15 protein-coding genes and 1 tRNA gene are annotated in these 13219 nt (G+C 59.5%); all 16 read left to right on the top strand.

The window, feature by feature from the left end; genetic code table 11:
* The first annotated feature begins 3 nt into the window (after positions 1–3).
* On the top strand, positions 4–426 hold the full coding sequence (locus tag RJ40_RS09700; protein ID WP_265580651.1) for a 50S ribosomal protein L13: 423 nt from the start codon (positions 4–6) through the stop codon (positions 424–426).
* Positions 427–438: 12 nt separating this feature from the next.
* Positions 439–840, top strand: a complete 402-nt coding sequence (locus RJ40_RS09695) for a 30S ribosomal protein S9 (protein WP_265580650.1) — start codon at positions 439–441, stop codon at positions 838–840.
* A gap of 31 nt (positions 841–871) precedes the next feature.
* Positions 872–1060 carry a DNA-directed RNA polymerase subunit N gene (locus tag RJ40_RS09690; protein ID WP_220681007.1) on the top strand — a complete coding sequence of 63 codons (189 nt, stop codon included), beginning with the start codon at positions 872–874 and terminating at the stop codon, positions 1058–1060.
* Positions 1061–1135, top strand: a tRNA-Pro gene (locus RJ40_RS09685). It begins immediately after the preceding gene.
* A gap of 29 nt (positions 1136–1164) precedes the next feature.
* Complete coding sequence (locus tag RJ40_RS09680; RefSeq protein ID WP_265580649.1) at positions 1165–1335, top strand: DNA-directed RNA polymerase subunit K; 171 nt, start codon at positions 1165–1167, stop codon at positions 1333–1335.
* A 4-nt stretch (positions 1336–1339) separates the two neighbouring features.
* Positions 1340–2527: a phosphopyruvate hydratase gene (gene eno / locus RJ40_RS09675; RefSeq protein ID WP_265580648.1), complete on the top strand. Its 1188-nt coding sequence runs from the start codon at positions 1340–1342 to the stop codon at positions 2525–2527.
* A gap of 2 nt (positions 2528–2529) precedes the next feature.
* A complete protein-coding gene (rpsB, locus tag RJ40_RS09670) occupies positions 2530–3141 on the top strand; it encodes a 30S ribosomal protein S2 (RefSeq protein ID WP_265580647.1) in 612 nt (203 codons plus the stop codon).
* Between the two features lie 13 nt (positions 3142–3154).
* Positions 3155–3946 carry an AmmeMemoRadiSam system protein B gene (gene amrB / locus RJ40_RS09665; RefSeq protein ID WP_265580646.1) on the top strand — a complete coding sequence of 264 codons (792 nt, stop codon included), beginning with the start codon at positions 3155–3157 and terminating at the stop codon, positions 3944–3946.
* A gap of 1 nt (position 3947) precedes the next feature.
* Positions 3948–4817: a mevalonate kinase gene (gene mvk / locus RJ40_RS09660; protein ID WP_265580645.1), complete on the top strand. Its 870-nt coding sequence runs from the start codon at positions 3948–3950 to the stop codon at positions 4815–4817.
* Complete coding sequence (locus tag RJ40_RS09655) at positions 4810–5565, top strand: isopentenyl phosphate kinase (protein WP_265580644.1); 756 nt, start codon at positions 4810–4812, stop codon at positions 5563–5565. The genes mvk and RJ40_RS09655 overlap by 8 nt, the downstream gene beginning before the upstream one ends.
* Positions 5566–5627: 62 nt before the next feature.
* Positions 5628–6662 (top strand): type 2 isopentenyl-diphosphate Delta-isomerase, encoded by a 1035-nt coding sequence (gene fni / locus RJ40_RS09650; protein WP_265580643.1) that lies wholly within the window; start codon positions 5628–5630, stop codon positions 6660–6662.
* Between the two features lie 19 nt (positions 6663–6681).
* Complete coding sequence (locus tag RJ40_RS09645; protein WP_265580642.1) at positions 6682–8019, top strand: RNase J family beta-CASP ribonuclease; 1338 nt, start codon at positions 6682–6684, stop codon at positions 8017–8019.
* 17 nt (positions 8020–8036) lie between these two features.
* Entirely contained in the window at positions 8037–9011 is a 975-nt protein-coding gene (locus tag RJ40_RS09640; protein ID WP_265580641.1) for a polyprenyl synthetase family protein, read from the top strand.
* Between the two features lies 1 nt (position 9012).
* Positions 9013–10695, top strand: a complete 1683-nt coding sequence (locus RJ40_RS09635; protein WP_265580640.1) for a glutamate--tRNA ligase — start codon at positions 9013–9015, stop codon at positions 10693–10695.
* A 330-nt stretch (positions 10696–11025) separates the two neighbouring features.
* Entirely contained in the window at positions 11026–11568 is a 543-nt protein-coding gene (locus tag RJ40_RS09630; protein ID WP_265580638.1) for a hypothetical protein, read from the top strand.
* 26 nt (positions 11569–11594) lie between these two features.
* On the top strand, positions 11595–12902 hold the full coding sequence (locus tag RJ40_RS09625) for a PEGA domain-containing protein (protein WP_265580637.1): 1308 nt from the start codon (positions 11595–11597) through the stop codon (positions 12900–12902).
* The last annotated feature ends 317 nt before the right edge of the window (positions 12903–13219 follow it).

The raw sequence follows: 13219 nt of genomic DNA, 5'->3' as shown, positions 1-13219 counted from the left end.
TCAATGGTGACGATTATCGACGCAGACGGAAACCTGCTCGGACGGCTTGCAAGCAACGTCGCAAAACGCTCACTTCAGGGCGAAGAGTTCGTGATCGTAAATGCCGAGAAGGCGATCGTCTCAGGCAAGCGCGCCATGGTGCTGGCCAACTACGAGCAGAAGCACAAGCGCGGCTCAGTCGAAGGCGGCCCGTTCTTCCCGCGGCGTCCCGATCTCATTATGAAGCGGACCATTCGCGGCATGCTCCCGTACAAGCGGCAGCGCGGCGCTGAGGCCCTGAAAAAGGTCATGGTCTACACCGGCGTTCCGGCACAGTTCCAGGGCAAGGAATTCGAGACCATCGAAACCGCAGGGATCGAGCGGCTGAACAACCCGAAGTATATCACGCTCGGCGAGATCAGCAGAATCCTTGGTTCCAAGTTCTGAGGTGATTGAGAGATGACAAAGGTCATTAACACGAGTGGAAAAAGGAAGACTGCGATCGCACGAGCAACCCTCAAGGAAGGGAAGGGCCGGGTCCGGATCAACGCCGTGCCCCTCGAGATCTATGGGAGCGAACTGGCCCGCATGAAGATCTCAGAGCCCCTCTTCCTCGCACCGAACGCAATCGAGGGTGTCGACGTGACGATCGAGGTCAACGGCGGCGGGTTCATGGGCCAGGCCGAAGCGGTCAGGACCGCACTCGCCCGTGGCATCGTCAAGTGGCACAACGACCCGAAGATCAAAGACATCTTCGTCACCTATGACCGCACCCTCCTGGTCAACGATTCACGCCAGAAGGAAGCGAAGAAGCCACACGGCCCAGGCGCACGGGCAAAGTTCCAAAAGTCTTATCGTTAAGCTGGACAAAGGAGATGGAGGTAATCGAGATATGATCCCGGTACGTTGCGTAACATGCGGTAAAGTGATCTCTCCCGCATGGGAAGAATTCAAACAGCGACGGGAGGCAGGCGAGGATCCCAAAGAGATCCTCGACGATCTCGGTTTGAAGCGGTACTGTTGCAGGCGGATGCTGCTCACGCACAAAGAGATTGTGGAGGACATCAACCCGTATCAGTGAGGGGTCGTGGGGTAGCCTGGACTATCCTATGGCGTTCGGGACGCTGTGACCTGAGTTCGAATCTCAGCGACCCCATTATCTATTATGAGTTTTGAGGGTGAATAATGGACCCATATACTCGCTATGAAAAAGCACGGATCATCGGAGCACGAGCGCTCCAGGTCTCCATGGGTGCCCCAGTCCTGATTCAAACCACCAGTGTCGATCCCCTCAGTATCGCCATCGAAGAATTCGAGACCGATCGGATCCCCATTACGGTCAAGAGAAAGGCGTGATCTGATGACTGAGATTGAGAGAATTGTACTGAGGACAATCCAGGACAGCCGGGGCAACCCGACCGTCGAAGCAGAGATCTACACTGCATTTGGTTTCGGCCGGGCTGCAGCGCCAAGTGGAGCATCGACCGGCACCTGGGAGGCAAAAGTACGCCCGCCACGCGATGCGATCGCAGCGGCACGCGAGCATCTTCTGCCAGAACTCATCGGCAGAGATGCCGCCGACCAGGCAGGTTTCGACGCCGTTCTCCACGAGACCGACGGGACACCAGACTTCTCGAACATCGGTGCGAATGTTGCGGTTGCACTCTCACTGGCCTGTGCAAAGGCTGCTGCAGATGCAATCGGATCCGACCTCTTCAGGTACCTCGGCGGGGCCTTCGCCCAGAAGACGCCCCTGCCCCTGGGCAATGTCATCGGTGGTGGGGCACATGCAGCCAATGCCACCGACATCCAGGAGTTCCTGATCGTACCGACCGGTGCATCATGCGCGGACGAGGCAGTCTTTGCCAACGCCGCGGTGCACAAGAAAGTGAAAGAACTCCTGATCGCAGCCGGGAAGGGTTGCGGCAAGGGCGACGAAGGTGCCTGGGCACCCAGGATCCAGGACATCGAGGCATTCGAACTGCTCGAAGAGGCCGTAGGTACGGTCTCCGACGAACTGAACTTTGCAATCAGTATGGGTGTCGATGTTGCGGCCTCTGAACTCTGGGACGGCAAGACCTACACATACAAAGACGCAAAGCGGTCACAAGAAGACCAGATCGCCTATATTGCCGAACTTGTCGACCGATACAACCTTGTCTATGTCGAAGATCCTCTCCAGGAGGAAGACTTCGAGGGCTTTGCCGAGCTCACCGGACTGGTCGGGGACCGGTGCCTCATCTGCGGTGACGACCTCTATGTCACCAACACCGAGCGGATCACCCGGGGCATCGAGACCGAGGCGTCCAACTGTGTGCTCATCAAACCCAACCAGATCGGGACACTGACCGATACCTATGAAGCGGTGCACCTCGCCCATACCCATGGAATGGATACGGTGATGAGCCACCGCTCAGGTGAAACAACCGACGAGACCATCGCTCATCTCGCTACCGCGTTCGAGTGTATCTTCCTCAAGTGCGGAGTTGTGGGCGGCGAGCGGATAGCAAAACTGAATGAACTGTTACGCATTGAGGAGCTGATCTAAATATGGCTGAAGCAAATGAGATGGAGATCGTGCTGGACGAGCCCCTCGCGCCGGTGGAAGACTACCTCGCAGCGGGCGTCCACATCGGCACGCAGCAGAAGAGCCAGGACATGAAGAAGTTCATCTACCGCGTGCGCGGGGATGGATTGTATATTCTTGACATCAGGTCGACCGACGAGAGGATCAAGACCGCAGCAAATTTCCTCTCCCAGTACGACGCCCCGAAGGTTCTGGTCGTGGCCTCCAGGCAGTATGCCCAGTACCCGGCACGGAAGTTCGCCGAGAGCATCGGTGGGACGTCGGCCATTGGCCGGTACATCCCCGGAACTCTGACCAACCCGAACTTCAGGGGCTACATCGAACCTGACGTCGTCGTGGTCACCGACCCGATGGGCGATGTCCAGGCCATCAAGGAAGCCGTCCAGAACGGGATCCCGGTTGTCGGGCTCTGCGACACCAACAACATGACCAAGAACCTCGACCTGGTCATCCCGACGAACAACAAAGGGAGAAAGGCACTCTCACTCATCTACTACCTGCTCACCAAGGAGATGTTCAGGCTCCGCGGTATTTCCACCTCTCTCGCTCCCGAGGACTTCGAGACCGAGTTGTAAGGAGGGGGCATGGATGGAGACGAGAAGATGCAGCGTCTCTGGCATGTATTATCCGGGTGACCCGGCTCATCTTGAGCAGTTCCTCGGGATGGTCTTCCAGGATGCTGGAGAGACCGACATGCCCGATGCCCTTGGCATCGTCTCCCCCCACGCAGGTTACCCCTACTCAGGGGCAGTGGCGGCCCGAGCGTTTGCCGCCATTTCATCCTCTTTTGATGGGACATTCATCGTAATCGGCCCGAGCCATGAGGGATTCATGACCTGCGCCTCGGCACTTCCCTGGGAGACTCCTCTCGGAATCGTCGACACCGACACCGAACTCGTCGAGGTGATCGGGGTGCCGGTGGACGAACGCGCCCATGCCGGCGAACACTCGATCGAGATTCAACTGCCCTTCATCAAGTATCGCTTCCCGCGGGCACGGATCGTTCCCCTGATGATGGGAGACCAGAGCATGAAGAGCGCCGAGTCACTGGCAGAGCAGATCATCCGCGCCACCCGCGAAACCGGACGGGAGGTGCGGGTCGTGGCATCAAGCGACTTCTCGCACTATGTCCCCCAGGATCTTGCCAGGCATGTAGATCTGCAGGCGATCGAGGCGCTGGACACGCTGGATGTCCCCGAGTTTTATCGGAGGATCCGATCTTTGAATGTCAGCGCCTGTGGATACGGACCGATCGCAACGATGGTTCTTGTGGCCCGGGCTTTCGGTGCCACAAAGGGAAAACTGCTCTCCTATACTACAAGCGGGAACATAACAGGGGATCCAGTCGTCGTCGGGTACGCGGCGGTAGCGGTGATGTAGATTGGCTACCTGGAGCGCACCTGGCAAGGTCTTCCTTTTTGGAGAACACGCCGTCGTCTACGGGAAACCGGGCGTGGCAATGGCCATCAAGCCCAGAGTCACCGTAACGGTCAGAAAACACCGTAACCCTCCCCGCGTGCGTTCACCCTATATCGAAGAGTGTTTCAGATCAACCGGGGTGAAAGGGAGCGTGTACATCAGGTCCCAGATCCCCTCTTCCTCAGGACTGGGTTCATCAGCCGCCGTGACCACCGCAACCCTCGCCGCGATCTCAGACGAGTTCGATCTCGGATTTTCAAGAGACGAGATCGCACGGCGCGCCTTTGCCATCGAAAAGAAGGCCCAGAGAGGGAGGGCAAGCCCGACCGACACTTATGTCACGACCTTCGGCGGGATCGTCCTGATCACCGGCGACTCGAAACGTCGACTTCCTCCACAGAACCTCCACCTGGTCATCGGGAACTCACAGATCTCCCATTCAACCGCGAAGATGGTGGAACATGTGGCAAAGGAACGGCAGCACAACCCTGATATCGTGGACCCCATCATGGATGCCATCGGCGCGGTGACAACCCAGGCGATCAAGTCGATGAACAAACCGCAACAACTCGGCAAGTGCATGGACATAAACCATGCTCTCCTCGACGCCCTCGGCGTCGGCCACCCGGTGCTTTCCAAGCTCGTGCTCTCTTCCAGGGCGGCCGGAGCGTTCGGTGCAAAATTGACCGGAGCGGGAGGCGGCGGGTGCATGGTTGCTCTATGCCCTAAACATGCAAAGAGCAGAGTTGCAGGTGCGATTGATGCGATGGGTGCACGTTCGATCATCACCACAATCGACACCAAAGGCATACGCAAAGAGAAAGATGGATAAAAAGATCACGCTGCTAAAACTCGGGGGGAGTGTCGTCACCGACAAGGCAGGAACAGGAGGAGTCGAGCATGCGCGCCTGGCGGCACTCGCCGAGGTGATCGCAGCCAGGCCCGATCTCCACCTGGTTCTCGTCCATGGGGCGGGATCATGCGGCCACCCGGAAGCAAAACAGTATCATATCCAGGAAGGTGTCGACAGGGAGAACAAGGCGGGCATCGCTGTCACCCACGAGGCAGTTGCAGGCCTGAACCGGGCGGTGGTGGCAGCGCTGCGCGAGCATGGCGTGGACGCGATCGGAGTCCACCCACTCGCCGCGTGCCGTGCCGAAAACGGACAACTCATATCCTGTGAGTGCATACCTATAGCTCAACTGGTGCGGCTGGGCATCACCCCGGTCCTTCATGGGGATGTGGTGATGGACACACGCCGCGGTGCCTGTATCATTTCAGGTGACCAGATCATCCGGTACCTCGCCCTCACGCTTGAAGCGGGACGGGTCGGGCTTGCAACCGACGTCCCGGGCGTCCTCGACGACGGGGCGGTCGTGCCGGAGATCACAAGGGACTCAGCAGGGCGTCTGTCTATCGGGTGTTCAGGGAACACCGACGTCACCGGCGGCATGAAAGGGAAGATCACCGAACTGCTCGCACTTGCCGACGCGGGAGTGGAGTCACATATATTCCATATCTCCCGAATCGAGGACTTCCTCAACGGAAAAGACCACGGCGGAACGATAGTCAGAAGGTGAGAGCCAGAGAGTACGGCAGGCACACCCAGATACATTTCGGAGGGATTGAGATCAGAAAAGATATGCAGACATCCTCCCGCAAACTCGACCACCTCCAGATCTGCTGCAACAAACAGGTCGAGGCAGGAAGAGCCGGGTTCGAGGACGTGAGGCTCGCGCATGCGGCCCTCCCCGAACTCGACCTCAACGGGATCAGACTGCAGACGCACTTCCTGGGAGCGGAGCTTGGCTCCCCACTCTTTATCGCTGCCATGACCGGTGGCCATCCAGCAACCACCGAAGTGAACCAAAGACTTGCACGGGTCGCAGAGAAATTCAGGCTCGGTATGGGCGTCGGTTCCCAGAGGGCCGCCCTCGAACACCCGGAACTCGAAGAAAGTTTTACGGTGGTGCGGGACGAGGCGCCTCACGCCTTCCTCTGCGCAAATCTCGGAGCGGTGCAACTCCGCGACCATGGAGCCGAATGGGCCGAACGAGCGGTTGAGATGATCGAGGCCGATGCCCTCTGCATCCACCTCAATTTCCTCCAGGAAGCAACCCAACCGGAAGGCGACCACGATGCCCGAGGGTGTCTTGCAGCGATCGCAGACCTCTGCAGGGACTTTAAGACTCCGGTGATCATCAAGGAGACCGGGGCCGGGATCTCGGCAGAGACCGCCCGTCTCATCTGGGGTGCGGGCGCTGCGGCGATCGACCTTGGCGGTGCCGGCGGCACGTCGTGGGCGGCAGTCGAAGTGGAACGGACCGGCGGGGATGAAGCACTCAAGGCCCTTGGCCAATGTTTCCTCGGATGGGGCATCCCGACTGTGGTGAGTCTCTGCGAGGTGGCCGGCAGCGGGCCGGTGATCGCCACCGGCGGGGTGAGGAACGGGATCGATATTGCCAGGGCCATTGCTCTCGGCGCCGACCTCGGGGGTATGGCCCTCCCCCTCCTCAGGCCGGCCATGGAGAGTGAAGAAGCGCTTGAACAGACGGTCCGGGCGTTCCTCAGGGAACTGCGGGTCGCAATGTTTCTGACCGGCTCAGGCAGTGTCCGGGACCTTGCACATGCGCGGACCTATATTACCGGGGCTACCAGGCAGATGCTCGGGAAATAAAGAGACAAGGAGAAAGAAAATGGATATTGAGATCGTTGCAGTGGGCGGCTACAATGAAGTCGGCCGGAACATGACCGCTGTCCGCTGTGGAAAGGAGATCGTCGTCTTCGATATGGGCCTGCGGCTCGACCAGATCATGATCCACGAGGATGCAGAACTTGAGAACATGCATTCCCTGGACCTGATCGAGATGAAGGCCATCCCCGACGACACCATGATGAATACCGTCGAGGGGACGGTGAAGGCGATCGTGTGCACGCATGGTCACCTGGACCATATCGGTGCGATCCCCAAACTCGCTCACCGCTACAATGCTCCCATCATCGGGACACCTTACACCATCGAACTGATCAAACAGCAGATCCAGGGCGAACAGAAGTTCGGGGTAAACAACAAACTCCAGGTGCTGCGGGCCGGCAACCGGTATCGCATCTCCCAGAACCTTACTCTCGAGTTCGTGCGGATGCAGCACTCGATCATCGACACGGTAATGGCAGTGCTCCACACCAAGCGCGGGGCGGTGGTGTATGCCAACGACTTCAAGCTCGATCGGACCCCGGTGCTCGGCGACCCGCCCGACTTTGCGCGGCTGCGCCAGATCGGGAAGGAGGGCGTCGTTGCCCTCGTCGTAGAGTCAACCAACATCGAGCGGAAGGGCAGAGCGCCGAGCGAGCGGATCGCAAAAGAACTGGTCAGAGATACGATGACCAGTTATGAGGACGACAAGAGTGCGATCATCGTCTCGACTTTTTCGTCCCACATTTCAAGGATCAAGACCATCGCCGAGTGTGCGTATGAGATCGGAAGAAAGCCGGTCCTGCTCGGTAGGTCTATGGAACGATACTCGACGACGGCGGAACAACTCAAACTCGTCGCCTTCCCCAAAAATCTCTCGGTCTTCGGGAACCGGCGAACGGTCGACCGGACATTGCGCCAGATCATGAAGAACGGGAAGGACAAGTATGTCCCGATCGTCACCGGCCACCAGGGTGAGCCCGGAGCGATCCTGACCAGGATAGCCCACGGCGACACACCGTTCCAGATGGCGAAGGGAGACAAGGTGCTCTTCTCGGCGAAGGTCATCCCGAACCCGATGAACTATGGTCAGCGCCACCTGGTCGAGACCCTCCTGCGGATGAAAGGGGCGCGGATCTTTGATGAACTCCACGTGAGCGGTCACGCCTATGTGGAAGACCACTATGAACTGATCCATCTCCTCAACCCGCAGCACATCATCCCTTCACATGGGGACATCGGGATGACTGGCGGATACCTGAGGTTCGCAGAGGGGTGTGGGTACACCCTGAACAACGATATCCACATCCTGAGGAATGGGCAGAGATTGTTGATCAAATAAGGGAGAAACTGGTTCGTATGAGCGAAGATCTCAAAAAGTATCTGGACAGGACCGCCGAGCAGGTCGACTTGATGCTCGATCGGTATTTTGGTGACGCGTTTGGCGAACTTTTTAAGGCAAGTGCCCATCTGCTCCTCGCAGGTGGGAAACGCCTGCGGCCGGCGGTGCTCCTTCTCTCGGCCGAGGCGGTGCGTCCGGGGTCTTCCGACGACCTGATGCACGCGGCGATCGCCCTGGAGATGACACACACTTTCACCCTCATCCACGACGATATCATGGACGGGGACGCGACGCGGCGGGGTGCGCCGACGGTTCACGTCAAGTGGGATGAGCCGACAGCCATCCTGGCGGGCGATGTTCTCTATGCAAAGGCCTTCGAGTTCATCACCCATGCTGTCGCCGACGATCGGGCACGGGTGAAGGCGGTTGCGATGCTTGCACGGACATGTGCCGAGATCTGCGAGGGGCAGCACCAGGATATGACCTTTGAGACCGCTGAAAGGGAGGTCGAGGGCTTTGAATATATCGAGATGGCAGGGAAGAAGACCGGAGCGCTGTATGCAGCGTCGGCGGCCATCGGCGGGATTCTGGCCGGCGGAAACGCCGTCCAGGTTGACGCTCTCTACCAGTACGGGATGAACGCCGGGATCGCCTTCCAGATCCAGGACGATCTCATCGACCTCCTTGCACCCCCCGAGAAGAGCGGGAAGGACCGTGGTTCAGACCTGCGCGAGGGGAAGCAGACGCTCATCGCAATCACAGCGCGGGAGAAGGGGCTGGACCTCGCCCGGTACCGCCGGGCTGACCTCACCGCTGAGGAACTGGACCGGGCAATCGCCGAACTGGAGGAGGCCGGCGTGGTCGACGCGGTCCGCCGGATCGCAGAGGAGAAGGTGGCGACGGCCAGGCGCGCTCTATCGGTCCTGCCCGAGTGCAAGGAACGTCAGCACTTAGACGAACTCGTGGAGTTCTTCATCAGCAGGAGTTTCTAAGATGGACGCGGAGCTCAGACGGATCCTCTCCATCTACGCGCTCGAAAACGCGGCAAAGCATGGCAGCGTCCCTCTGGCAAAGGCGGTGATGGGCAAGGTGCTCGGCACCCATCCCGAACTCAGGCCGCACGCAAAAGAACTCCCGGCAGTCCTCGAAGAGGTGCTGGCCGAGGTGGCGGCGATGGCACCGGAGGCATGGAAGGCGAAACTCGCCGAGCTTGCTCCCGAGATCGTCAGCGAGATGGACGCGGGGAAGAAGAAGGAGACAAAAAAGGAACTTCCCCCTCTGGAAGATTCCGAGGGCGGCGTGGTGATGCGGTTTGCCCCGAATCCTTCAGGGCCGCTCCATCTGGGCCATGCACGCGCGGCGTTTCTCAACGATGCCTATGTGAAGCGGTACGGTGGGCGGTATGTCCTGCGGATCGAGGACACCGACCCGCGCCGGGTGGACCCTGAGGCCTACCGGATGGTCCAGGAAGATATCAAATGGATGGGGCTCGGGGTGACCGATGTCGTCTACCAGTCCGACCGGATGGATATCTACTATGACCTGGGCAGGAAGTTGATCGAACTCGGCGGGGCATATGTCTGCACCTGCGATGCAGGGCGGTTCCGGGAACTGAAGATGGCAAAGAAGGCCTGTCCGTGCCGGGCCCATACGCTGGAGGAAAATCTTGAGCTCTGGGAGCAGATGCTCTCCGGCGGGTTTGCCGAGGGACAGGTGACGGTGCGCGTGAAGACCGATCTGGAACACCCGGACCCGGCGATGAGGGACTTTTCCATCTTCAGGATCGTTGATTCCCCGGCACACCCACGGATCGACGCGAAGGTCTATCCGCTGATGAATTTCTCGGTGGTGGTCGACGATCATCTCCTCGGGATCACTCATGTGATCAGGGGTAAGGACCATATCGCAAACACCAGAAGGCAGCGCTACATCTTCGACTACTTCAGGTGGAAGCCGCCGGTGTATCGTCATTATGGACGGATGTCCATCGAGGGTCTGGTCCTTTCCACGTCCTCGATGCACCAGGGGATCGACGAAGGCACCTATACGGGCTGGGACGATGTCCACCTGGGAACCCTGCGGGCGATCGCACGCCGGGGGATCCAGCCTGAAGCGGTGCGCAGGGCGATGGTCGATCTCGGAACCGGCGATACGGATATATCCTTCTCCTGGGAGAATCTGTACGCCCAGAACAAGGCGGTCATCGACGAGTCCTCGGACCGGTTCTTCTTTGTACCCGACCCGGTGCGATACGAGGTGGAGGGGGCGCCCGAACAGACGGCACTGGTGCCGCGCTATCCTGGCAACGAGAAGAGGGGGATGCGCAAACTCGCCTTCACCGGTGGGATCGTCCTCCCGACGGCCGAGGTCAAGGGGGCAGCGATGGTCCGCCTCAAAGATCTCTTCAATATCGAACTGAAAGGAGAGGGGCAGGCTTTCTATGCAGGCGACGATCTCGCGGCGGCCCGCGAGGCGAAGGCCCCGATCATCCAGTGGCTGCCGGCAGAATACGGAGTTCCGTGTACCCTCCGCACCCCTGAGGGCGACATCGCCGGGGTCTGCGAGCCCGAGGTCGCGGAGCATGTCGGTGGGATGGTCCAGTTCGAGCGGGTGGGCTTCGCACGCATCGACCGGGTCGAGGACGGCCGGGTCTTCGCGTTCTTCGCCCACCGGTGAAGGAGGCCACGTTTTTCTTTTTTCGGCCGTGTTGAATACTTTTTCAGAAGTAAACGTCAATCAGACGAGCCGTCCCACCAGAAGGACAAAGAATTCTAAAATGCTCTCTCGCGCCGGGGGGCGCTGCCCCCGGACCCCTCACGATGAGGATAGGGGTGGGGCGGCGACGAAGCAGCGGTCCCGATCGCTGCCCCGCCGTGAAGAGCGTGATCAGGAACCCGGAGGTCCAGACATTTTGGGATTGACACGATACTAGATCGAGAGGTGCTTTTGACTCATGCTCCCGCATTCCCCTATCTTCATATATCACCACAGCGATCACCCGCGATCATGTCGTATCACACACCATGCCTCATAGTTGTCCTGACCATCCTCCTCCTCGCTGGAGGAACGGCGGTCGGGGCAACCGAGGTGATAGCCATCGACTCAGTCTGGGCCGAAAGCACAGGAAACCTGACGATCGCCGGGACGACAAACATCGCCCCAGGAAATACCTTCCAGGTAGAGGTGACTTCTCTGTCCTTCGAACCTACCGGGAAAGAGACAGAGGTGCTGTCCGCCGGGGCGAGCGGGACGGTGAGCGTCGAGGCGGGAGAGCCGTTGAACATCTGGTGGTTCACGACCGATGCCGAACTCCCGCCTGACGAGTACACGGTCACCGTCGAATGGGTGGAAGGGGATGCACGGGCAAGCACCACCTTCATTGTCACCGCAGAGGAGGTGACAGGAACAGCCACCGCCACGACATCAGTACCGGAGAGCCCGGTCGCCTCGCCGACCGCCACGACAACGACCCCAACAGGAGCATCGGCCGGCGGAGCAGCGGCGGCCCTCGGACTCATAGGTGCAATGCTCTTCATCCGCCGAAGTTAAATAGAGGCTCCGAGAGATCTCCCTCCATGACACAGAAAAAACAATGGGCAACGGTTTTCCTGGCCGTTGCACTCTCTCTCCTCTGCGGCATGGTGGTCGCAGAAGAGGCCTCCCTTGACTGGATCTACGAGACAGAAGGGACGGTGCGGGGCGTTTCCATCTCTGCCGACGGCGGTGCGGTAGCGGCGGGGGGAGATGATGGGAAGGTCACGCTCCTTGGACGCGAGGGAGAGGTGCTCTGGGAAAAGAAGGCCCAGGCAAGCGTGAACAGTGTCTCGGTCGCGCCGAACGGGAGCGCGGTGGGCGCGGCCTCCTCTGATAATCATGTCTATCTCTATGACATCGATGGTGAAGCGCGCTGGAGTTATCTCCTGCCGGGGAGAGGGTTTGCCGTCGCCGTCGCCGACGGTGGAGCATATGTGGCCGCCGGAAGTTCAGACGATCGGGTCTACCTCTTCGATGGAGAGAGAAAGATCCTCTGGAAGTCTGTCACTGGAGATGATGTTCTTTCCACCTCGATCACCCCGAACGGATCCCTGATCGCCGCAGGTTCTGCCGACGACCGGGTCTATCTCTTCGACACCTCTGGAAAACTCCTCTGGTCCAGGGGGGTCTTCGGGGATGCTCTGGGGGTCTCGTGTTCACCAGACGGCCGGTATATCGCTGCGGGCACGTCAGAGGGGAGGGCCTACCTCTTCTCCAGAGATGGTGAAATTCTCTGGGAGTTTCGGACCGGTGGATCGGTTACTTCAGTCTCTGCGGCAGATGGTGCTAGAAGTGTCGGAACCGGCTCGCTTGACAAGACTTTCTCTGTTCTCGACCAGAACGGACAGACCACTCTGACCGGAGAAACCGGGGCGGCGATCAGGGCTGTTGCCCTCACATCCGATGGTCTCACTCTGGTGACCGGCAGTGGGGACAGCATGGTGCGTGCCTACACCATAGCCACAGTAGAGCCTACAGAGAAGACACCGACGACTATTCCGCCGCCGCCCACCACGACAGAAGAACCTACTCCGACGACCGGTGCCCTGGCCATCTCCTCCAATCCCCCCGGTGCCGCCGTCTATATGGACAACCTACTCGTCGGCAAGACCCCGGTTACGGTCCCCGACCTTGAACCCGGAAATTACACAGTCAGTCTCGAACTCGAAGGGTATGAAACCTGGAGCGGGGAGTTCCTGGTCCAGACAGGGACGACGGTGATGGTCAACGGCACGCTCACTGCACATCCTGAGACTACTCAGACTCAGGCGGGGACTCCCTTCCCGATAATAGCCTTTCTCGGGACCGTGCTCGCTGCAGCCATCATCGGTCTGAAGAAAGAGCACTAGTGTCGTGTCAAAAACGAAAAGTTGCCGACACAAATGCACCTGGACGACACCCCCCTCTCCATGATCTCCCCGCTGCCTTCCTGTCCCCTTCGCAATCCCGGAGGTTCGGGGGCAGCGCCCCCGGCGCAAGTGGTGGGATAGGGGTGATCAGACCGGCCGCCCAAAAATAGAATGAAAAAATGCGAGCCTGCTCTCTCGCGCCGGGGGGAGACTCCCCCGGACCCCCCCACGGCGAAAATAGGTATGGGGCGGCAGCACGCTCTTCTGGATCTCCAATTTCGTCTTCTCGGTTCCGATCTTGAAGGGAGAGTGAACGA

Origin of the sequence: Methanofollis aquaemaris (assembly GCF_017357525.1) — an archaeon.
Classification (GTDB): Archaea; Halobacteriota; Methanomicrobia; order Methanomicrobiales; family Methanofollaceae; genus Methanofollis; species Methanofollis aquaemaris.
This window is presented reverse-complemented; position numbering and strand designations above follow the sequence as displayed.